Source organism: Ancylobacter aquaticus (assembly GCF_004339465.1).
Taxonomy (GTDB): Bacteria; Pseudomonadota; Alphaproteobacteria; order Rhizobiales; family Xanthobacteraceae; genus Ancylobacter; species Ancylobacter aquaticus.
Genome location: NZ_SMFY01000006.1, coordinates 57592 through 78885, shown reverse-complemented (window position 1 = coordinate 78885; position 21294 = coordinate 57592). Strand labels below are relative to the sequence as shown.

Sequence of the window (21294 nt, the reverse complement as noted above, 5' to 3'; positions counted from 1 at the left end):
TTGCTTTGGTAATTATTTGGTGGATATGTATATATTTTTCATTAAGTTTTTTGTTGTTATTTTTGTATATTATGCTGAGAGTTTATCGAAAAACAATCGTTGTTGATTCTGATTTATTGCATTATGCGTCTATTTTTGCTGCACTTTCGGCTATTTTATTTATTTTATCTATTATTATTTATAAAAACTATTACAATTAGTAATTAAAAGAATTTTTACGCCGACCTTAAACCGGGTTTAACTTTTGCCCCTTTGATATAAGTGGAATATTATCTGCCTTTCACTTTAGTTGGGGCTGGTAGTGGCGCAGGCCGGCGGGCGTGCTCGATCAGGACGACCTTTACGGAGTCGGCACCGACGAAGGGCGCGATGCCGCCTCGGCCATCGGAGCGAGCCGGGCATGGTCGAGCGCCACCAGATCATCCCCGGATTAGGCTCCCCAGCCGGCGATCTCGCGGCCGACCCGCCCGCCGGCACCGTTCTGCCCCTGGAACGCCGTATCTCCCGGGAGGGCGTAGTCAGCGTTGGCGGTAATGCCTACAGCGTGCCCGCAGCCAGGCAACGCTCCGTCGAACTTCAACCCCTCGCCGACGAGATTCGGATTTTCGAGCATGGCAATGTCATTGCCGTTCACCAGGTGCTCGAAGGACGGAACCAACAGCGGATCGACCTTCGGAATCGTCGCCGCGCACAGCGCACCCGGTCGCGCACGCCGGCGGCAGCCACATTCTGTTTCATGGAAGCGGTGACAAGGTCGCCCAGCGCCCACTCGCTTTTCATGACGCCGTAAGCGGATCCTTGCGCAGGCGAGACGGACATGAACATGACGTTCATTTCCGGCTCGAAACCCGCCGTCGACCGCATCCGCACGATCTGGTCGGCCTCAGGATAACGCGGGCCCTCGGGGCGCTCGACCATGTCGTGCGTCGCCTCGAACAGGACGAGCTTTGCGCTGTCGAAGCCATCGACGTCCTCCTGTCTGAGGAGCTAACGCTGCGCGATAACAGCCAAATCAAGACGGCCTTACGATGGGGCGGCTCGCCAAAAGAGCCTAGCCGGCTTCGGCTTCATCGAACGCCCCGAGGTCATCCACCTCCTCGGACCGCCGGAGATCGGCAAGAGCCACCTCGCGACCGATCTCGGCGTCGAGGCCGTCAAGGCGGGCAAGAGCGTCTACTTCTGGACGCTCGCCGACCATCGCGGCACTCGCCCGACCTAGCGCGAGGGGCGCCTGCAAGAACGCATCCGCTTCTTTGGCCGCCAAGCTGCCCGTCTTCTACGAGATGGGCTATCTCCCGGTCATCGTCGGCGGCAAAATCTCTTCTTCCAGCTTGTCAACGCCTGCTTGGAGCGCGGCGCCAGGTTCCTGAGCTCCAATTGAGGATTCGCCGCGTAGGGCGACGTCTTCGGCGATCCCGTCGTCGCCACAGCACTGCGCAACTGATCTGATCCCGCAGAGCCTTGTCGGCGATGCCTCGCGGCTCAAGGAAAACAAGAAATACGGACCCTTGCACGGATTGGGGATGCGCAGCCCCAGCGGGCCGGCACGCGTAGCCGGTCGCTCTCGCGATAGCCGGCCGTTGGGTTAGGCCCTCCGGGCTGTTCTCGCTGCAGCCAGTCGGGAAGGCCGCACACCTCCGGCTCCATCAGGCGCTGGACAGCAAAGCCGATCATCTCGCGCAGAAGAGCGGCGGCGAGCTCTTCTCCCGTAGCCCGCGCAAGTTCATCATCTCGTCAGCCATGGGAAGGCCATCGATTCACGGATTGCGTTCGCAACTCAAACCCAAACGGCAACCGCTCCCAAATGGCAATCGCCGATGATCACCCTTGGATACACCACCCGACGTTCAGGATCAGATCGTCGAGATGGGCCTGGATTGCAGCGAGTTGTCTCCTCGCGAACTTGCCGTGCGATTTACCAACGAACGCCACTATCTTGTATCCGAAGCTATGGTTTAACGCCTGTTGAAGGGGCACAACCTGATCGCCGGCCCGGCATATGTCGCGATCAAAGCCGCCGACCAGTTCCACACCAGAACCACGCGGCCGAACGAGATGTGGCAGACCGCCTTTACCTACTTCAAGATCATCGGATGGGGCTGGATGTACATGTCGACCGTGCTCGACGACTTCTCGCGCGACATCATCGCCTGGAAGCTCTGCAACAACATGAGAGCCGAGGACGTGACCAACGCGCTCGACGTCGCCCTCAAGGCCTTGGGCTGCAACAACGCCACCGTAAGGCACAAGACCAGGCTGCTCCGCGATAACGGCCCGGCTACATCGCTGGCGAACGGGCGGAATATCTAGTGGTTTTACCGAGACGGAGTCCGTTGGAGGATTCCGTTTGGCGCCAACCTGTGCTTGTCTGGCGCATGCGCGACGGGATCACAATCACTCTCGGCGAGGCGGACCGGCGGCGGCTTGACGCACTGGTCGCGGATCGCAATACCCCGCAGAAGCACGTCTGGCGCGCCCGGATCGTGCTCATGAGCGCCGACGGCGTCGGCACCCACGCCATCATGGCGCAGACCGGCACGACGAAGACCACCGTCTGTCGCTGGCAGGCCCGCTTCATGGCGGAAGGCGTCGAGGGGCTGCTGCGTGACAGGACGCGGCCGCCGGGCAAGGCCCTGGTGGCGCAGGACAAGGCCTCGGCCGTGGTTGCGCTGACGCTGAAGCCGCCGCCCCATGAGGCCACCCAGAGGACCACGCGGGCCATGGCCAAAGTCGCGGGGCTGGCCGTCTCCACGGTGCGGAAGATCTGGAAAACCCATGGCCCGGCCCCCCATCGCTGGCGCCAGTTCAAGCTCTCGAACGATCCCGCCTTTGCCGAGAGGCTGCATGACGTGGTTGGGCTCTATGTCAGCCCGCCGGCCCATGCCCTGGTGCTGGGCATCGACGAGACGTCGTAGATCCAGGCGCTCGACCGCCCAACCCGGACTGCCGCTGAAGAACGGCCGCGGCGCCACCCTGACCCACGACTACAAGCGCAACGGCACCACCACCCTGTTCGCTGCACTCGATGTCCTGACCGGCGCGGTGTTCGGGCGGAACATGCAGCGCTATCGGCACCACGAGTTCATCCGCTTCCTCAACGCCCTCGATCCCGACATCCCGGCCGGCAGGCTCGTCCACGTCATTCTCGATAACTACGCTGCCCACAAGCACGAGAAGGTGCGGGCCTGCGTTGACCGCCATCCGCGCTGGACCTTCCACTTCACGCCCACCTCCAGTTCCTGGCTGAACGCGGTGGAGGGCTTCTTCGCCGTCCTGACGCGCAGGCGGCTGCACAATGGCGTCCTCCGCTCCGTCGTCGATCTCCAGGCCGCCATCAACCGCTTCATCGGCGAACACAACCAGACCCCGAAGCCCTTCATCTGGTGCACCGATCCGCATGCCATCATCGTAGCCAAGAACAGAGAGTTCCAAGCGTTGGAGTCATCCACTAGGCACGGAGAATGCGCCACGTGCGCGGCGCCCCGACGCACCCGCAAACCCAGGGCAAGATCGAGTGCTAGCAGACCCTGAAGGACCGCAGTCTGCTGGATAACTATTTCCTGTCCGGCGACCTCAGAGCCAGATCTAGGCCTGCGTCGAGCACTACAATCACCAGCGTTATCACGAGAGCCTGAGTAACGTGACGCCCGCCGATGCTTATGTCGGCAGGGCCGCTTCCATCATCAAACAGCGAGAAAGGATCAAGCGACAGACCATCGAGCATCGGCGCTTGCAGCACCGCAAGCCCGCCGCCTAACATCACCCCTCAGACGAAGACCACACTCCGCTGTTCTACACCTTGAATTGTGCCAAATGTGTTGACGACGGACAGGTACCATTCGCCGCGCGGCGGGGCGGTGTTTGACAGGCATCGTGGGACAGTCCACTCTCGTCGTGCAAGGATCGCCCCTTGAGCTTGTTGGCGGCAAATGTGCAATGAAGGAACACATCCGTTTTGTCGCTGCCCGCGTCTTCCTCTGGCTAAAGACCCTGACGGGATACGTGCCCCCGGAAACCGTGTTCAAGCATCTCCACTTTGTCGGCCCCTTTACTATCCGCTTTCCGTCAAGCCGTGAGGTGACTCTCTATTCCTGGGGCGACCGTGTAGAGAACGAATTGGCTTGGCGCGGCTGGGACGGCCATGAACCGCTGGAGCGCCGGTGCTGGGCGGCCATGGTCGAGAGTGGCGGCGACATACTGGATATCGGCGCCAACACCGCGACATTCGCCCTGTCGGCCAAGTGCCTTGCGCCGGCAAGTCGCGTTTTTGCCTTCGAGCCCGTAGCCCGCATCGCCGAGAAAGCCGCCCAAAGCATCGCCGCGAGCGGTCTCGACGTGACCGTGGTGCAGGTGGCCGTCGGTCGTGAGGGCGGGGAACTGCCGATCCACGATCCCGGCGGCGAGAACGCCTACAGCGCGTCGCTGGATCCCGGATTCCTGAACGTCCCCAAAACCAGCTATAAGGTTCCGGTCACGTCGCTGGACGAATTCTGCCGGCAGCACCACGTCTATCCCAAGAGCATCAAACTCGATGTCGAAGGCTATGAGGGTGAGGTCATTCGCGGCGCGACGGAAGTGCTCGCGCGAGGGGAGTGCGTCATTCTCTGCGAATGGCTTGGTTCGCCCACGTCGCATATGGAGGCGCGCTCGATCCTGCGGCGGAGTGGCTACATCGGACTCGATGTTTTCGATCTCTCCGAAATCGACCTCTCCGGCGGCCAAGAGCACGAAAACCGGAATATCGTTCTGATTCACCGGGAAAAGGTGGTGGTGTTTCGGAAGGCGATGATGAGCCAGGCGGAACGGCACGGACGCGCGGCACTTACGGCCTCCTGAACCCGCCATCACTCGATCGGCAGCGCCTGGGCGTGCTTCAACTGGCTGAGCGCGAAGCTCGATTCGATGGAGGCCACGCCGTCGAGCCGGGTGAGGGTACGCTTGAGGAATACCTCATAGGCAGGCAGGTCCTTGACCACGATGCGCAGCAGATAATCCCGCTGGCCGGTCATCAGATAGCACTCGACGATTTCCGGCCAGTGGGCGATGGCGCGGGCGAAGCGGTCGAGCTCGTCCTCGCGCTGACGCTCCAGCTTGATCGAGGCAAAGACGCTGACCGGCAGACCGACCTTGTCCTGGTCCACGACGGCGACGTAGCGCTTGATGACGCCGGCGGCTTCCAGATTACGTACCCGCCGGGCGCAGGGCGAGGGAGAGAGGCCGACCTCCGCCGCGAGCTTCTCCATCGTCGTGTGCGCGTCCTGCTGGAGGAGCGCGAGGATTTTCCGGTCGATGGCGTCGATCTTCGGATTTGGCATGAAACACTATCCAGCGGGCTTTACGTGGCGGCTTCTGCCACGATAGGCCGGTGTAGCGACCCTGAATAGCTCCAAACGCCCTTGCCTTGTGCCTAGGCTTTTGTCATGGGTGAGCCCGGAGCGCCGACCATGGCCAAGACCGCTGCAAACAGTGCCGACAACATCGCGATCCTGAGGGAGCTGGAGCGCAAGATCCTCTGGCTGGCGACCTGGACCATCCACAACGCCAACCATGTCCGCCCCAATGCGGACGGGCTGAAGGTGGGTGGCCATCAGGCCTCCTCCGCCTCCATGGCGACCATCATGACCGCGCTCTATCTGAAGGCGCTGCAGCCGCAGGACCGGGTGGCGGTGAAGCCGCATGCGAGCCCGATCTTCCACGCCATCCAGTATCTCTCCGGCAAGCAGACGCGGGAAAAGCTGGAGAATTTTCGCGCCTATAAGGGCGCGCAGTCCTACCCCTCGCGCACCAAGGATATCGACGACGTCGATTTTTCCACCGGCTCGGTCGGGCTCGGCGTGGCGCAGACGCTGTTCGCCTCGCTGGTGCAGGACTATCTCGCCGCCAAGGGGCTGGGCCACGGACCCGAGGGCAAGATGATCGCGCTCGTCGGCGATGCCGAGATGGACGAGGGCAACATTTTCGAGGCGCTGCTGGAGGGCTGGAAGCACGGCCTGCGCAACACCTGGTGGATCGTCGACTACAACAGGCAGAGCCTCGACGCCGTGGTGCGCGAGGGGCTGTGGGAGCGGTTCGAATCGATCTTCCGCAGCTTCGGCTGGGATGTGGTCATCCTGAAATATGGCCAGCTCCAGCAGGCGGCCTTCAAGGAGAAGGGCGGCGAGGCGCTCAAGCGCTGGATCGACACCTGCCCGAACCCGCTTTACTCCGCCCTCACCTTCCAGGGCGGCAAGGCCTGGCGCAGGCGGCTAATGGACGATATCGGCGACCAGGGCGACGTCACCGCGTTGATCGAGGCCCGTTCCGACGAGGAACTGGCGGCGCTGATGGGCAATCTCGGCGGGCACGATCTTCCCTCGCTGGTCGAGGCTTTCGAGCAGGCGCGCGCGCATGACCGGCCGGTCTGCTTCATCGCCTACACGATCAAGGGCTTCGGCCTGCCGCTCGCCGGCCACAAGGACAACCATGCCGGGCTGATGACGCCGACGCAAATGGAGGCGCTGCGCGCCCGGCACCACGTGCGCGAGGGCCATGAATGGGACCTGTTCGAGGGGCTGGAGACGCCGCCAGCGACGCTGCAGGCCTTTCTCGACGCGGTGCCGTTCCGCGCCGGGGGCACGCGCCGCCACCAGCCGCCAAAGATCGAGGTGCCGGCGACGCTCGACGTGCCGCTGCAGCCGGCCATGTCGACCCAGCAGGGCTTCGGCCTGCTGCTGAACGAGATCGGCAAGCGCGACGATTTGTTCGCCCGCCGCGTCGTCACCACCTCGCCCGATGTCACCGTCTCCACCAATCTCGGCGCCTGGGTGAACCGGTGCAAGCTGTTCGCCCGCGAGGAACTGGCCGACACGTTCAAGAAGGAGCGCATTCCCTCGACCTATAATTGGGAGTTCGCCCCCAGCGGCCAGCACATGGAGCTCGGCATCGCCGAGATGAACCTGTTCACGCTGCTCTCCGCGCTCGGCCTGTCGCACTCGCTGTTCGGCGAGCGGCTGCTCCCCATCGGCACGCTGTACGATCCCTTCATCGAGCGCGGGCTCGATGCGCTGAACTATGCCTGCTACCAGGACGCCCGCTTCATCATCGCCGCCACGCCTTCCGGGATGACGCTGGCGCCGGAGGGTGGGGCGCACCAGTCCATTGCCACGCCGCTGATCGGCATGGCGCAGGACGGGCTGGCGAGTTTCGAGCCGGCCTTTGTCGACGAACTCGCGGTCATTCTGCGCTTCGCCTTCACCCATGTGCAGGCGGAGGATGGCGGCTCGGCCTATTTGCGGCTTTCCACCCGCACCATCGAGCAGCCGCGCCGGACCATGGATGCCGCGCTGGCCGCCGATATCGTCAACGGTGGCTACTGGCTGCGCCGGCCGGGGCCGAATGCGCAGGTGCTGATCGCCTATTCCGGCGCGCTGGCGCCGGAAGCCATCGAGGCAGTGGGACTAATCGCCGAGGACCGGCGCGATGTCGGCCTGCTCGCCGTCACCTCAGCCGACATTCTGCATGGCGGCTGGACGGCGGCGCAGCGCGCCCGCGAGGCCGGCGACGACGCGGCCCGCGCCCATGTCGAAACCCTGCTCGACGCCGTGCCGCCGGGCTGCGCCATCATCTCGGCGGTGGACGGCCACCCGGCGACGCTGGGCTGGCTCGGCTCGGTGCACGGCCATCGCGCGCGGGCGCTGGGGGTGGAGCATTTCGGCCAGACCGGCACGATCGCCGATCTCTACCGCCATTTCGGCATCGACGCGCAGGGCATGGTGCGCGCGGTGCAGGCGATGGCGCCGGGGCGGCCGATCCGCCATCTGGGCGCGGTGGGGTGAGGTGCGAAAAGACCGGACGGCGCCTGACCCATCAACCACACGGCGCGAAACCGACCCTGGCCGGGATAAGGCCCGGCGCTCGCAGCTTTTATTGTCGCGACGGCCCTGCTACCCTCCCAACAACGCCGTGCAACATGCGTCGGGGGCAGGGAGCAAATGGCGAAAGTGCGCGTAGCTTTATTGGTGCTTGATGTTGCCGTCGTGGCGATAGCGGCCTGCGCCGCCGTGATGCTCCGCGACCCGCCGGACCAGTGGGCGCAGCGTTTCCTCGATCTGCGCCCCTATCTCGTCTTCTCGCTCACGGCGGCGGCCATCGTTCTGCCTGTCGCGGGAACGAGCCGCGACCTCTGGCATTACGCCTCGTTCAACGATTTCCTGCGCATCATGGCGGCGGCCGTCGTCATCGTGCTGGCCGCCACCAGCGGCACCTTCGCTTATGATCGGCTGGAGGGGCTGGCGCGCACGATTCCGTTGATCCACGTTCTGCTGATTATCGGCCTGATGTCCGGGATACGGGCCGCCGCGCGGCTGCACCATGGGTTCAGGGCGAGGCCGAGGACAGGCGCGCGGATCGGGGATACGCCCACCACCGAGAGCGTGCTTGTGGTCGGCGACAACGCGGTGGCCGAGCTGTTCATCCGCGCGACGCGCGAACTTGGCCACGGGACCATTCACGTCGCCGGCGTTCTCTCGACGAGCGGCCGCCACAAGGGACGCCGGATTCAGGAAGTCGAGATTCTGGGCGAGGCGGAGGAACTCCCGGAGATCCTGCGCCGCCTCGAAATCCATGGGGTCGACGTGACGCGGATCGCGGTTGCCGTTCCGGCCGCACAGCTCTCGCCCGAAGCGCGCGAGATGTTGCAGGATCTCGAGGGCGAAATCGGCATACTCGTCGACTATCTCGCCGAGCGCCTGGGCTTTACCGCGACGCCCGGCAAGGTGCAGGACGGGCCGCACGCCAACAGCGAGGTGGGCCGCCTCCCCTCGCTGCGGGATGTTGCTGTCTGCCCGGAGCTCAGGCGGGCGTACTGGCCGATCAAACGGCTGTTCGACTTCGTCGTCGTGCTGGCGCTCCTAGTCGTCGCGACCCCGCTCATGCTGCTGGTCGCGGTAGCGGTGGCGCTCGATGTCGGCAGCCCGGTGCTCTTCTGGCAGGAGCGCTGGGGCCGCTTCGGCCGTCGCCTTCGCCTGTACAAGTTCCGCACCATGCGGTCGGCGCACGATGCCGACGGGGCGCGCATCGAGGAGGCCCACCGCACCACGCGGATCGGCAATTTCCTGCGCAAATCCCGGCTCGACGAGCTGCCGCAGCTCTTTCACATCCTGCTTGGCGAGATGTCCTTTGTCGGCCCGCGACCGCTGCTCGCGAACGAGCAATCCTCCGCCTTCACCGGGCGCCTCGCCGTGCGGCCGGGACTGACGGGCTGGGCGCAGGTCCATGGCGGCCGGCTGATCTCGGTCGACGACAAGGCGGCGATGGATCTCTGGTACATCCGCAATGCCAGCTTCCCGCTCGATTTCGTGATTGCGCTCAAGACCGTGCGGATGGTCCTCAATGGCGACCGGACCGAGGACAGCGTCGTCGCCACGGCCTGGCAGGAGGTGGCGGACTGGAAGGTCGAGCTTCGGGCCGATCGGCTGGGAAACGCCTTGCCGAGGGCCGGCTCCGCATAGATCCGGACAGCTTCACTCACATGACCCCGCCTCGCCTGCGCTGGATCGGCGTGCCTGTCCGCCTCCGGATAGGAAACAGCCGCATTCCTTCGCGGCGAGGAGCGCCTCCCCCCCGTCCTTGGCCAGCGGAAGGAAGAGCGTCTTGCACATCCTCATGACGGTCAATGCGGCCTGGAACATCTGGAACTTCCGCCGCCCCGTCGTCCAGGCCCTGCTCGCCGATGGCCACCTTCTGACCGTGCTGGCGCCGCCCGACGAGAGCGTTGCCGAACTCGAAGGGCTGGGGTGCCGCGTCCTGCCGCTCGCGATGAACGCGAAGGGGCTGAACCCCGCCGAGGGACTGCAGCTTCTGCGCCGCTTCAAGCAGGTTTTCCGCACCGAGCGCCCCGACATCGTGCTGAGCTACACCATCAAGAACAACATCTTCGGCGCGATGGCGGCGCAGGCGGTGGGCGTGCCTTTCCTGCCCAACGTCACCGGCCTCGGCACGGCCTTCCTCTCCGGCGGCCTTCTGCAGGTCGTCGCCGAAGCGCTCTACCGGGGCGCCTTCGGCCGCCTTCCTATCGTCTTCTTCCAGAATGGCGACGATCGCGATCTCTTCCTGCAGCGCCATCTGGTCAGGGACGCCCAGGCCCGCGTCCTGCCGGGATCGGGCATCGACCTCGTCCGGTTCGCCGCGACGAATATGCCGCTGCCCGAGGCGCCACCCGTGTTCTTGATGATCGCGCGCCTGTTGCGGGACAAAGGAGTGATCGAATTCGTCGAGGCGGCGCGGCAGGTCCGGGTACGCCATCCGGCTGCGCGTTTCCAGCTTCTCGGCGCCGCCGGCTCCGATAACCGCTCCTCCATCGACGCGCCGACCGTACAGGGATGGGTGGCGGAGGGAACCGTCGAGTATCTGGGCACGACACAGGATGTGCGCCCCCACATTGCCGCCGCGACCTGCATCGTGCTGCCCTCCTACCGCGAGGGGGCGCCACGCACCCTTATCGAGGCCGCCGCCATGGCCCGACCGCTGATCGCTACCGACGTGCCGGGATGCCGCGCGGTGATCGACAAGGACATCAGCGGCTATTTGTGCGATGTCCGAAGCGCCGCAAGTCTCGCAGCGGCGATCGAGCGTTTCCTCGGTCTCTCCGAGGAGGCCCGCCGCGAGATGGGCCGCGCCGGGCGAGCCAAGATGGAGCGCCACTTCGACGAGGCGCTCGTCGTCGCCGCCTATCGCCGGGCCATCGCCCATCTGACCGGAGGGAGCTGATCGGATGGCAAGGACTTTTCGGCTGCATCGATCTTTCGCCGCGGGCCAGACTTTCCGCCGGCGGACCTGCACGGCCCGTCATTCGACACTGCTTCGCGCCCATCGACCGGGCAGAACCGGAACCATCAGGCGATTATGCCCGCTCCTTCCAATCGTCCCGCCGCCAAGTGGACAGCCTCCAGCTTGGGCGAGCCCTCGCGACGATTGCCGTTGTCGCGCACCATGCCTGTTGATTTCCATTGAGAGTTGACCCGGTAGGCACGGATTTTTCCATCGAGAAGTGACCCATGTTTTCACCACGTCTCACGCGGGCTACGCGGGGGACATCTACGACAACATGCGAACGGCCGTCGATAAAGTCGGCCGGGGCAAGGAGCGCCAGGTCAACATCCGCTTCTCGGCCATGGTGAGCCACTTCCTGTTCGAGGCGGAGTTCTGCAACCCGGCCTCCGGCTGGGAGAAGGGGCAGATCGAGAAGAACGTACAGGATGCCCGTCATCGGCTCTGGCAACCCATGCCGAACTTCCCCTCGCTGGAGGCCTTGAACGAGTGGCTGGAGACCCGATGCCGGGAGTTGTGGACCCAGACCGGGCACGGCTCGCAACCCGGCTCGATCGCCGAGGTATGGAGCGAGGAGATCCGGCACCTGATGGCAGTGCCCCGGCCGTTCGACGGCTTCGTCGAACACGCCAAGCGCGTTTCTCCGACCTGCCTCGTCCACTTGGAGCGCAATCGCTACAGCGTGCCGGCGTCCTTCGCCAACCGCCCGGTGAGCCTGCGGGTCTATCCCAACCGGATCGTGATCGTCGCTGAGGGGCAGGCGATCTGCGAGCATCAAAGGGTGTTCGCTCGCTCCCATGATCGCCAGAGCCGGACTGTCTATGACTGGCGGCATTATCTGGCCGTGGTCCAGCGCAAGCCCGGCGCCTTGCGCAACGGCGCGCCCTCGCTGAGATGCCGCCGGCCTTCCGGTCCCTGCAGCAGCACCTGCTCAAGCGACCGGGCGGTGACCGGGAGATGGTGGAGATTCTCTCCCTGGTCCTTCAGCATGACGAGCAGGTCGTGCTCACAGCCGTCGAACTTGCTCTCAAGGCCGGCGTGCCGACCAAGACCCACATCCTCAACCTGCTGCACCGATTGATCGACGGCACGCCGCTGAGCACCCCGACAATCCCGGCCCCTGCCGCCCTCACGCTGACGACCGAGCCGCAGGCCAACGTCGAACGCTATGACACCCTGCGCCGACCCGGGGAGGCGCGCCATGCGTCATGACCCGGCCAGCGGGGCCATCGTCATCATGCTGAGAAGCCTCAAGATGCACGGCATGGCGCAAGCCGTCACAGAGCTGACAGAACAGGGATCGCCGGCCTTCGAGAACGCCATGCCGATCCTCTCACAACTCTTGAAGGCCGAGACCGCCGAACGCGAGGTGCGATCCTGCCAGGTGGCGATATCCTCCAGCACGGCATCCGTGACGGCACTGACCAGATCAGGCGAAACCTCGATGCCATAGAGCTCGCGCAGATGCCCGACAATCTCCCGGGCGCTCATACCACGGGCGTACATCGACACGATCTTGTCGTCGAAGCCGGGAAAGCGGCGCTGGTACTTGGCGATGAGCTGCGGATCGAACGTCGCCTGTCGGTCGCGCGGGATATCCAGTTCGATCCGGCCGGTCTCGGTCGTCACCGTCTTACGGCCATAGCCGTTGCGGCTGTTGCCGGCCTCATCGCCCGCCAGATGATGATCCATCTCGGCATTCAGCGCCCGCTCGGCCAGGGCCTTCTTCAGATCGTCGAGCAGTCCATTGGTATCAAAGGCGGTCTTGGGATCGGCGCCGGCAAGAAGCTGGTCCAAGAGCGCGTCAGGAATGCGGGGTGCCTTGCGTCGTGCCATCGGAAACCTCCATCAGGTCCAGTATGGCCGCCCCGCACACGAAATTCCTGACACTCCCGGCTCCGCGCCCGATGGTGGGCGCCATATGGTCGATATCCTCACCGCCGTGCTTAGCGATGGGCTGCCCGCCGTCGAGGCCGCCTGCTTGGAAGCTCTCGGCGAGGGGGTCCACTCCGCTGACGTCATCCTGAATATTCTGGCGCGCTCCCGGGAGCCGGCACGCGCCATCACGATCATGACCCCAGACGCGCTTCGGCTTCGTCACGAACCGGCAGCCGACTGCGCGCGCTACGACAACCTCAGGAGAGCCTTGTGATGGAACGCTCGGAAATCCTCGCCTCGATGGGCGAGCTGAAGCTCTACGGCATGAAGGCGGCCTTTGATGAGATCATCTCCACCGCCGTGAAGCGCCAGCATGAGCCGCAGCGCGTCGTCGGGGACCTCCTCACAGCTGAGATCAGCGAGAAGCAGGCACGCTCGATCAAGTACCAGATCACAATCGCCAAGCTGCCGCTGGCCCGCGACATCGACGACTTCGTGTTCGACGACACACCGATCAACGAGACCCTCGTGCGCGACCTCGCCTCCGGCAACTTCCTCGCCCACCAGCGCAATGCCGTGCTGATCGGCGGCACCGGGACCGGCAAGACCCATCTGGCGATCGCCATCGCCCGCGCCTGCATCCGCTCAGGCGCACGTGGCCGTTTCTTCAACGTCGTCGATCTCGTCAACAAGCTCGAGGCGGAGGCCCGCGCCGGCCGCCAGGGCCGAATGGCCGACTATCTCTCGCGCATGGACTTCATCGTTCTCGATGAACTCGGCTATCTCCCCTTCGCTCAGTCCGGTGGTCAGCTTCTGTTCCATCTCATCAGCCGGCTCTACGAGCAGAGCTCGGTCATCGTCACCACCAACCTCGCCTTCGGCGACGCCAAGATGACCACGGCGCTGCTCGATCGCCTCACCCACCACTGCGACATCGTCGAGACCGGCAACGAAAGCTGGCGCTTCAAGAACAGGATCTGACCTAGACCGAACCCATCCAAAGAGGGGTCCCTATTGCGCGCTTATCAGGGGTCCCGTTCCAACGCCGTTTGACAGCCCCACCTGCGAGCCCCCCCAACGGCCACCTCTCGCCGAATTCGGCACCTTCCTCGCCACCTGCTGATAACCCTGCTGCCACAGACGACATGGACGCCCGATCCTCCGCGCCTGTGCGGCCCGGCGCCGCTACCAGAAGAACGCATCATATTTCAAGGAGTCGAGAGGGCCGAAGAGCCAGCTGCGATATGGCACATAGCAAAGCGAGAAAATGATCGAACGGCTTACCCAGGCAAATAGGAACAATAGAAGGGCTACATAGGGCACAATTATATAGAATGTTCGGTGTGCCCGAAGCGGCAGATAAGGCACGCGAGCGAAGATCATGGCCTGGATGGGCACCAGATAGTAGGCCAGCCGGTCGCCGATAACGGAGGACACGGGCACTATGAACATGGTGATAATCATTGCTCCGGCCCCCAGAGCCGCCAACTTGTAATCTTGCGGAAATACGTTTGCCCATTTTCGGCGCAGAATGACGAAGAAAAACAGCGCAGTAAGGGCCAGAAGGCCCACGCGGAACGCCGCGCCGGCCGCATCGACGCCTGTATTGACATAGCGGCTGGTGGCGACCGCGGCGTTGTCCGAAGACATCAGGGCGAGGCCGCCCGGAATTGCCATAAGCCCGGCGAGGGCCAGACGGTCCCAAGAATACTGGCCGCGCACCAGTGGCACCAGCAGCAGGAACACCAGCGCGCTGGAATGCACGCCGCCGGCGAGCAAAATAAGTAACACGAAGCGCGTGAGGCGTCGATCGATGAAGGCCCCGAACGCCAGACACACGATGCCGATCGCCACCCCCTGCCGGATGCCCGACATGGGCATGTTGATAATCAGGACCGGAAAGAGGAGAACCAGAAACGCGAGGGGATTTGGCTGCCGCCTTGCCAGGGAGTGGACGCCAAGAAAGAAAACTGCGGACGAAAAAACATTGATCCACGGATAAGGCAGACCGACAGCCCGTTGGACAAAAAAAACAAGCCCCCACAACGGCTCTCTTTTTGATAATACCTCAGTAAATGTATCCGAACTATAAACATTATACTGATTAAAGTATCCCGTCCAATCACAGCCTACCTCAAAACGGAAGGCTGAGAAAAAGAAGAGGAGAAACAATACAATTGAATATAGTTTTTTTGTTTTTGTGAATCGCGCGATGATCAAGCATATAAAGACCAAGACGTAGATCATTGACGGGCTCGATCCGCTACGTCGGCGAGCAGCGCGGCGAGGCGCGGGCCCCAGACGTGCAGGCTATACGCCTCCTCCACCTTCCGCCTGCCGGCCGCCCCCATCCGCCACCGCAGGTCGGGATCGCGAAGCAACGTCGTCAGGGCGGCGTCCCATTCTTCGTGCGTCGTCGCCAGGATGCCGTTGACGCCATGCTCGATGATCTCGGCGTTGACGCCGACGGGCGAGGCGACGACGGGAAGGCCGCAGGCCATGTACTGGATCAGCTTGTAACCGCACTTGCCCCGCGCCCAGGGCGAATCGTCGAGCGGCATGACGCCGATGTCCATTTCCTGGATGCAGCCGACTTCGGTCTCCTCGCTCCAGTCCCGCTGCTCAAGCCAGGGATTGGATGCCGCTGCGCGGACCGCGCCGACCGTCATCAGACGCGCGCCACTGCGGGAAGCCGTTTCTATCAGCGTCGGCAACATGGGAGCCATGTAGTCCGTCCATGTACTGGGCGACCCGATCCAGCCGATACAGGGAGCATCTCCGCCGGTACGGACGGCGGGGCAATAGATCCCGGTATCGACCACAGTCGGCACAATCTCGACCCGCCGGGCGCCTGCTCTGATGGCCCGGTCAGCCAGATAACTGTTCCCGGCCGTCACCAATGCCGACCCTGCCATCATATGATCGAGCTTTCGGCCTAGAAGGCGGCGCACCGGACCAAGGCGGTGAAGATCATAGCGGTGGAACACCGCGTCGTCGTAGTCCAACGCATAGCGCACTCCGCGCGGCAGCACCGCGCGCTCGATCGCCCAAGGTAGCCAGGGCAGAAGCTCGGCCTCGATCCAGAGCAGATCAGCGTGCCTCGCCTGCCCTAGATCAACAAGGCGTCGCCAGAGCGCTGCCAGGGTTGCCCCGCCGGCAGTTCTGCCCGCGTAAATGGATCTCAGATAGGCATCGTCGAACAGCGGGTGCATGTCCGGCTGCAGGCCCGCCGCGCGAAGATTCGCATCGGGTTGGTACATGCGAAGTCGGCTGGAAGCCCCGAGCCGGGAGTAGCGTGGGAAAACTGAAATCTTCATGCGCTTTTGGCCTGCCCAGCCCTCCAGGCCATGAACATCAGAATAATCCAAAGCTGCGCTGAACGGTCGACGCGGCCTGACAGATGCTCAGTCCACACCTCCCGGATCGCCTGTGGGTTTAATAGTCCATCGCTTGCCAATGCCGTGGGTGACAGCAGGTCTTCGGCCCATCCGCGCAAGGGACCGCGCAGCCAAGAGGCAAGAGGGACAGCAAATCCCGTCTTGGGCCGGTCAATCAGCCCGCGCGGCACGTGGCGATAGAGAACTTGCCGCAAGATCCATTTTCCCTGTCCATTACGAATCTTCATCTCGACAGGGACCCGGGCCGCTAAGGCGATCACCGCAGGGTCGAGGAAGGGGACCCGCGTTTCAAGGCTGATGCCCATTGCGGCACGATCGACCTTACACAGGATATCGTCCGGCAGGTAACCGCGCATGTCCAGCGCCATCATGCGCCCCGCGGCATCAGCATCGAGACACGGTGGCAGGGGATCGGTGACAGTCGCCTCCGGGCTTGACCCGTCGGAATGGCTGCCTTCGAGCGCCAGCAGGGGCGTAGGAGCAGGCCAGACGCTTATGATATCCCGGTAAAGCGCGTCGACCGACTGCGCGTGGCGAAGACGTTCGGCTATCCGATGCACCTTCTGACCCATGGCTGAGATTCCGCCGGCCGATGGGCGCATGGCGTTGTGCAACTGCCCCAGCCTGTCCCATGCGTGCTCTGGCAGGGCTAGAGCCGCCGAGGCAATCCAGCGCCGCAATGCAAAAGGCATCGGCGCGATGCGATTCCAAAGGCGTGGGCCGAAGACGTGGCGATTGTAGCCCCCGAACAATTCGTCTCCGGCATCGCCCGACAGGGCAACGGTCACGCCGCTCCGTGCGGCGCGACAGACGAGATGCGTGGGAATCTGCGATGAATCGGCGAAAGGTTCGTCATAAAGCTCAGCTAGCAGAGGGATGACCTCGCGCGCTTCGGCCTCGGTGACATGGATGGCCGTATGGGTCGTACCCAGATGTCCGGCCACGGCAGCGGCGTGAGGACTCTCATCAAACTCTTTCGCCTCGAAGCCGACCGTGTATGTTTGTATCGGTTGACGCGACTGCTCCTGCATGAGCGCGACGATCAGCGAACTGTCGATACCACCCGACAGGAAGGCGCCAAGTGGCACATCCGCCACCATCTGGCGTCCGACGGCCGCGGCAAGCGTTGCCTCAACCATGTCGACTGCCGAAGCCTCGTCGGTTAGGGGCTGCTCTGCGCCCGCTTGAATCACGCTGTCGAGCGACCAGAAACGTCGGATATTCAGCCCGCCCGAACTGTCGCCTGGGCGCAGGGGGCGTGGGGGTGCCGCCGCCGGTAAGCCCGTTGCATCCACCTCGAGCAGACAGCCCGGTTCCAGCTTGTAGAGCCCTGGATGAATGCTGCGTGGCGCGGGCACATACCCCAGCGAGAGATACTCTGCCAGCGCCTCAGGGCAAACCGCGGAGGGACAGTGTGGATGTGCCCGCAAGGACTTGAGCTCCGACCCGAAGATGAGATCAGTGCCCGCCCAGCCCCAATAAAGCGGCTTCTCTCCCATGCGATCGCGCGCAAGCGTCAGTCGCTGCTCTTTCCGGTCCCACAGCGCTAGGGCGAACATGCCTGACGCCTGTCGGAGGGTTTGCTCTATCCCCCAGTGCGCGATGCCCGCCAGCAGGGTTTCCGTGTCCGAGTGCCCTCGCCATTCAGGCTCGATGCCTGAAACACTCAGCTCCCGGCGCAGGTCAAGGTGATTATAAATCTCACCGTTAAAGGCAATTACGTACCGGCCACAGGCCGAATGCATCGGCTGCGCGCCGGCCGAACTTAGGTCGACAATCGACAGACGCCGGTGACCAAGGCCGACAGCATCCTCTGTCCAAATGCCCTCAGCATCGGGCCCGCGGTGGCTGAGAGTTGAGGTCATCTTCTGGACCAGTCGCCCCAAACCACCGTTCCGGTGATCGCGAGGTGCAAGGATTCCGGTCAGTCCGCACATGGGCCGTCTCCGTTGATCAGTCCGGCATAGATACGGCCATAGGCCCGCGTGCCCGCCGAGAGCGAGAAGATCCGCTCCGCCGTCCGCCGGCAACGGGCAGAAAGATCGGGATCGGTGAGCAGGGCCTCCAGCTCCTCCCACGCCGCTTCCATCTGATGGGGAGCCGGCCCGTCGGCCAGGACCCCGACACGATGCTCGCGAATGATACCGGCGACATCGCCGACGCCGTCATTGGCGACAACCGGTATTCCGCATCCTAGGATTTCACCCATCCGCGTCGGACTACTTCCCAGCTTCCCCAGTCCGTCGGTGAAGAACATCACCGAGACGAACTGGCCCTGCAGCTCCTCCTGCACCCGGTCTGCCGGGCTGGGGGCGACACTCAGCCGGGACTGCACGGCCGGATCTGCGCCCATCAGCGCCCGCACCTGCCTGGGATCGTCACGGGTGGTGATCTCGAAAAGGACGCTTGGGTCGCGCCGGGCCGCGACCGCCAGGAAGGAGGCTAGCCAGTCGATCCGGAACCAGCCGCTCAACACCGTGCCGAGGCAGCCGACGACACGGCTTCCGGGCTTGCGCAGCGGCGGCACATAGCGATCGAGATCGGCGCAGGTCGGAATCACCACCACAGGCCGGCCCGCCATCTCCTCGGGATAGAGGCGGTTCAGGTACTCCACAGCGGCGTGGGTCAGCGACACCACGGCCGCTGCCCGCCGCACGCACGCGCGCTCGGCCGCGACGATCGCCCGATGCAACAGCGAACCGCGCCTCAGCCGCCCCGCCGTGATCAGTTCCTCCGGCCAGAGCGCGCGCATGTCGAAGATGAACGGCACGCCGGTCATCCGCCCCACCACCAGCGCCACGGCGGCCGGGATATAGGAGCGGGCATGGATGAGCCGCACCCCCCGCCGGCGCACCTCGCGCCGCACCAGCCAAGCCATTCGGAGCATCGACAGCGCCGGGGCGATAAGCGGCGGCCAGTAGCGGAAACGCTGCGGCAGCCAATTTATGCCAAGTTCCGCGCATTCACCGCGCGCACGCGCCACGCGCGCGGTGTCGGCCCAGTCCTCATCCTTCTCGTAGGAGATCAGCGTGATGGTGTAGTCGCGCGACAGCCCGCGCAGATAGGCCATCACCTGGCTCTGGCCCAGCGGTTCGAGCAGGCCGTTGCGGGTGAGATAAAGGGTTTCCGTCACGTCAGACCAAGCTGTTCGAGATAGTTGCGGGCGGCAATCTCGGGCCAGAACGCGGCCGCCCGGCGCTTCAGGGCCGTGCGGTCGACCGGCTCACGCAAGGCCGCCTCCATCGCGCGCGCCAGCGCGGGCGCATCGCCGACGGGCACCAGCGTCCCGAAGCGGCCGTTGTCGAGAATTTCCGCGGGGCCGGAAGGACAGTCCGTGGACACCACCGGCAATCCGAAGGAAAGCGCTTCGACGAGAACATTGCCGAATCCCTCGTGGTCCGAGGAAAGGGCGAACAGGTCGGCGGTCGCAAAGAAGGGGGAAGGATCCGCGTGGAACCCGGCAAAGACGACCCGATCGGCAAGGCCCAGCTCGGCGGCGAGCGCCCGCAGCTTCGGTTCGTTCTCGCCCTGGCCGAGCAGCATGAGGCGGGATTCGGGGGTGTTCCGTGCGAGGGACGCAAAAGAGTTGAGCAGAAGCGCGTGGTTTTTTTGCTTCTTGTAGCTGCCGACGGAGAGGACCCGCGCACCCGCGGGACCGCCCCACAGGGCGTCTACCCGTTGGCGGTCCGCCGCGGCGGGCTCAGCGCGGCGGGGAATGGGGTTGTGCAGCACCGCCACGCGCGAGGCAGGCATCCGGGACAGCGTGGCGATGTCCCGCGCCACCCCCTCGGAGACACCGGCGACCGCGTCGGCACATCGGTAAGTCGCAATCATGCTCGCGCGCAGAACCAGACCGTGCAGGACGCCCCAGGCGGCGTATTGGCGGGACAGCGCATTATGGTCGACCAGCAGAACGGGGCGACGGTAGCGGGCTAGAAGCCGGCCGACAATGGCGGCGCAGGTGAGAGGCCAGAGATTGGCGATCAACGCGTCGGGCTGCCGTTCCCTGAGGTAGCGGGCAAGCGACCGCGGCACCTGCGCCGTCCGGCGAACGTCAAGATCGGCAACGGTAAATTCGCGCCGCGCCTCGGCAAGAAAATCCCCTTTCGCCCGCATCAGCACGAATTCGACACGGTGGCCGTAGCCCGCCAAGGCGCGCGCGAGATCGACGCTCACGCGCTCGGCCCCGCCGCCGCGCAGATCGGGGAGGAGGATGGCGATCATCGGGCCACCAAATGGCGACAGACGCATCCTGACATCGTGAATGGTTACCTTATGAACAATTTGTAGACCATGCTTGGAGATATCATGCGACAAACTGCCCTTATAGTTCTCGTATCAGTTGGTTTGATAAAAAAATTAGATACAAGTGATTTTACTGTATTATTATTAGTATTTATATTATAAATATTCCTATAAAATATAAAATTTTGATTTATTATTCTGCGAGCCGCGTTCAGATCTCTATCTTTTATTTTATCTACATCATCACGCAATTGAATATACGCCGACAGACGCCACATCGATATCTTCTGAGGCTCGCTTAATTTTCTCCGCAGCACCTCCTTTCCTGAATATGTCGAAGTTCCACTTCCTATGCGATAATAGGTAAGTAAATCGTCTATAAAAACGATTTTACCGTGAACCAATTCTCTAAACGCCAGTGGAATACCTTCGTTTGTAAGATCCTCCCGTAATGGTCCGAAATAATCGAAAGCCCGTTTCTTGAAAGCATGCGACTGGCTTATTATAGGTATACCTTCGTTGACAACCGAATCTACAGTCATTGCGGCAAATTTGGCTCCATGCATTCTCTTTCCAATAAGAGAGCCATCTTCGCTAATTTCATATACGTTGGAATGCACTCCAATATTATCTGTATCTTCCTGTATTTTCTCTACAAAAATCTCCGTTCTCTCTGATGTGGCTATGTCATCGCCTGCCAGCCATGTGACAATATCGCCCGAAGAACACTCGATGATTTTATTGATGTGTCCCGCCAAACCTAAATTGGTCTGGTTCTTCCGAACCTTCACATGGTGACGCCCCGTATACAAAGCCGCCATTTCCTGCATTATCTCAAATGTCCGATCCGTGGATTGATCATCAGAAAGAATGATTTCCAAGGGTTCATAGGTTTGAGAGAAGGCGCTTTCGACCGCCGACACAATGTACTTTTCCTGATTGTAGGCAAAGACCACAAAGGTCACGA

At 63.1% G+C, this 21294-nt stretch carries 13 protein-coding genes and 9 pseudogenes; 13 read left to right on the top strand and 9 right to left on the bottom strand.

Translation table 11 applies throughout. The features are described from left to right. Nucleotides 1–400: 400 nt before the first annotated feature. Nucleotides 401–610 (top strand): annotated as a pseudogene (locus EV667_RS23300) (Mu transposase domain-containing protein); the annotation flags it as partial. A 20-nt stretch (nt 611–630) separates the two neighbouring features. On the opposite strand, the gene EV667_RS23120 reads toward EV667_RS23300, so the two are convergent. Further along, complete coding sequence (locus tag EV667_RS23120; protein WP_165901677.1) at nt 631–918, bottom strand: hypothetical protein; 288 nt, start codon at nt 916–918, stop codon at nt 631–633. On the opposite strand from EV667_RS23120, the pseudogene EV667_RS23295 reads away from it, so the two are divergent. From EV667_RS23295 to EV667_RS21570, 5 genes and pseudogenes are all read left to right on the top strand, one after another. Continuing rightward, nucleotides 874–1378 (top strand): annotated as a pseudogene (locus EV667_RS23295) (ATP-binding protein); the annotation flags it as partial. The gene EV667_RS23120 and the pseudogene EV667_RS23295 sit on opposite strands and share 45 nt — an antisense overlap. A 458-nt stretch (nt 1379–1836) precedes the next feature. Further along, nucleotides 1837–2309 (top strand): annotated as a pseudogene (locus tag EV667_RS21580) (DDE-type integrase/transposase/recombinase); the annotation flags it as partial. Nucleotides 2310–2375: 66 nt separating this feature from the next. Beyond that, nucleotides 2376–3444, top strand: a pseudogene (locus tag EV667_RS21575) (IS630 family transposase); the annotation flags it as partial. Nucleotides 3445–3452: 8 nt separating this feature from the next. Further along, nucleotides 3453–3757, top strand: a pseudogene (locus EV667_RS22775) (integrase core domain-containing protein); the annotation flags it as partial. Between the two features lie 179 nt (nt 3758–3936). Beyond that, the gene (locus EV667_RS21570) at nt 3937–4836 is read left to right on the top strand and encodes an FkbM family methyltransferase (RefSeq protein ID WP_131837385.1); all 900 of its coding nucleotides are present in this window, start codon (nt 3937–3939) and stop codon (nt 4834–4836) included. Nucleotides 4837–4844: 8 nt separating this feature from the next. Here the strand turns inward: EV667_RS21570 and EV667_RS21565 are convergent, their stop codons facing one another. After that, on the bottom strand, nt 4845–5315 hold the full coding sequence (locus tag EV667_RS21565; RefSeq protein ID WP_131837384.1) for an Lrp/AsnC family transcriptional regulator: 471 nt from the start codon (nt 5313–5315) through the stop codon (nt 4845–4847). Nucleotides 5316–5444: 129 nt separating this feature from the next. Here EV667_RS21565 and EV667_RS21560 point away from each other — a divergent pair, with 129 nt between their 5' ends. The 5 genes and pseudogenes from EV667_RS21560 to EV667_RS21540 form a co-directional block, all read left to right on the top strand. After that, nucleotides 5445–7814, top strand: coding sequence for a transketolase (locus EV667_RS21560; protein WP_131837383.1), 2370 nt, complete (start codon nt 5445–5447; stop codon nt 7812–7814). Between the two features lie 156 nt (nt 7815–7970). Continuing rightward, nucleotides 7971–9488: a sugar transferase gene (locus EV667_RS22770; protein ID WP_207907838.1), complete on the top strand. Its 1518-nt coding sequence runs from the start codon at nt 7971–7973 to the stop codon at nt 9486–9488. Between the two features lie 142 nt (nt 9489–9630). After that, nucleotides 9631–10746, top strand: a complete 1116-nt coding sequence (locus EV667_RS21550) for a glycosyltransferase family 4 protein (protein ID WP_207907837.1) — start codon at nt 9631–9633, stop codon at nt 10744–10746. A gap of 325 nt (nt 10747–11071) precedes the next feature. Continuing rightward, nucleotides 11072–12018: pseudogene (locus EV667_RS21545) on the top strand (Mu transposase domain-containing protein); the annotation flags it as partial. Beyond that, nucleotides 12008–12184: pseudogene (locus tag EV667_RS21540) on the top strand (ATP-binding protein); the annotation flags it as partial. The pseudogenes EV667_RS21545 and EV667_RS21540, both read left to right, overlap by 11 nt. On the opposite strand, the pseudogene EV667_RS21535 reads toward EV667_RS21540, so the two are convergent. Continuing rightward, nucleotides 12178–12642 (bottom strand): annotated as a pseudogene (locus tag EV667_RS21535) (transposase); the annotation flags it as partial. The pseudogenes EV667_RS21540 and EV667_RS21535 overlap by 7 nt on opposite strands. 58 nt (nt 12643–12700) lie before the next feature. Here EV667_RS21535 and EV667_RS21530 point away from each other — a divergent pair. Together EV667_RS21530 and istB are read left to right on the top strand one after the other, a co-directional pair. Next, nucleotides 12701–12958, top strand: a pseudogene (locus EV667_RS21530) (IS21 family transposase); the annotation flags it as partial. Further along, nucleotides 12958–13665, top strand: coding sequence for an IS21-like element helper ATPase IstB (gene istB, locus EV667_RS21525; RefSeq protein WP_131837382.1), 708 nt, complete (start codon nt 12958–12960; stop codon nt 13663–13665). The pseudogene EV667_RS21530 and the gene istB, both read left to right, overlap by 1 nt. Before the next feature lie 204 nt (nt 13666–13869). On the opposite strand, the gene EV667_RS21520 is transcribed toward istB, so the two are convergent. Genes EV667_RS21520 through EV667_RS21495 form a run of 6 tightly spaced genes read right to left on the bottom strand, consistent with a single transcriptional unit; the run spans nt 13870 to nt 21292 of the window. Further along, the gene (locus EV667_RS21520) at nt 13870–14931 is read right to left on the bottom strand and encodes an EpsG family protein (protein ID WP_131837381.1); all 1062 of its coding nucleotides are present in this window, start codon (nt 14929–14931) and stop codon (nt 13870–13872) included. Continuing rightward, nucleotides 14928–15944 (bottom strand): glycosyltransferase family 4 protein, encoded by a 1017-nt coding sequence (locus EV667_RS21515; RefSeq protein ID WP_245516320.1) that lies wholly within the window; start codon nt 15942–15944, stop codon nt 14928–14930. The genes EV667_RS21520 and EV667_RS21515 overlap by 4 nt, the downstream gene beginning before the upstream one ends. A gap of 53 nt (nt 15945–15997) precedes the next feature. Beyond that, nucleotides 15998–18019, bottom strand: a complete 2022-nt coding sequence (gene asnB, locus EV667_RS21510) for an asparagine synthase (glutamine-hydrolyzing) (protein ID WP_131837379.1) — start codon at nt 18017–18019, stop codon at nt 15998–16000. Beyond that, nucleotides 18007–19152 carry a glycosyltransferase gene (locus EV667_RS21505; protein WP_245516319.1) on the bottom strand — a complete coding sequence of 382 codons (1146 nt, stop codon included), beginning with the start codon at nt 19150–19152 and terminating at the stop codon, nt 18007–18009. The genes asnB and EV667_RS21505 overlap by 13 nt, the downstream gene beginning before the upstream one ends. A 59-nt stretch (nt 19153–19211) precedes the next feature. Beyond that, nucleotides 19212–20306, bottom strand: coding sequence for a glycosyltransferase (locus EV667_RS21500; RefSeq protein WP_165901680.1), 1095 nt, complete (start codon nt 20304–20306; stop codon nt 19212–19214). A 44-nt stretch (nt 20307–20350) separates the two neighbouring features. Beyond that, nucleotides 20351–21292 (bottom strand): glycosyltransferase family 2 protein, encoded by a 942-nt coding sequence (locus tag EV667_RS21495; protein ID WP_207907836.1) that lies wholly within the window; start codon nt 21290–21292, stop codon nt 20351–20353. Between the last annotated feature and the right edge of the window lie 2 nt (nt 21293–21294).

Excerpts from the sequence above, each read along its gene's own strand:
- EV667_RS21505 (WP_245516319.1), bottom strand. The coding sequence starts at position 19,152 with ATGGCCTATCTGCGCGGGCTGTCGCGCGACTACACCATCACGCTGATC.
- EV667_RS21520 (WP_131837381.1), bottom strand. The coding sequence starts at position 14,931 with ATGATCTACGTCTTGGTCTTTATATGCTTGATCATCGCGCGATTCACA.
- EV667_RS21500 (WP_165901680.1), bottom strand. The coding sequence starts at position 20,306 with ATGATCGCCATCCTCCTCCCCGATCTGCGCGGCGGCGGGGCCGAGCGC.
- EV667_RS21570 (WP_131837385.1), top strand. The coding sequence starts at position 3,937 with ATGAAGGAACACATCCGTTTTGTCGCTGCCCGCGTCTTCCTCTGGCTA.
- asnB (WP_131837379.1), bottom strand. The coding sequence starts at position 18,019 with ATGTGCGGACTGACCGGAATCCTTGCACCTCGCGATCACCGGAACGGT.
- EV667_RS21515 (WP_245516320.1), bottom strand. The coding sequence starts at position 15,944 with ATGTACCAACCCGATGCGAATCTTCGCGCGGCGGGCCTGCAGCCGGAC.
- EV667_RS23120 (WP_165901677.1), bottom strand. The coding sequence starts at position 918 with ATGGTCGAGCGCCCCGAGGGCCCGCGTTATCCTGAGGCCGACCAGATC.
- istB (WP_131837382.1), top strand. The coding sequence starts at position 12,958 with ATGGAACGCTCGGAAATCCTCGCCTCGATGGGCGAGCTGAAGCTCTAC.
- EV667_RS21565 (WP_131837384.1), bottom strand. The coding sequence starts at position 5,315 with ATGCCAAATCCGAAGATCGACGCCATCGACCGGAAAATCCTCGCGCTC.
- EV667_RS21560 (WP_131837383.1), top strand. The coding sequence starts at position 5,445 with ATGGCCAAGACCGCTGCAAACAGTGCCGACAACATCGCGATCCTGAGG.
- EV667_RS22770 (WP_207907838.1), top strand. The coding sequence starts at position 7,971 with ATGGCGAAAGTGCGCGTAGCTTTATTGGTGCTTGATGTTGCCGTCGTG.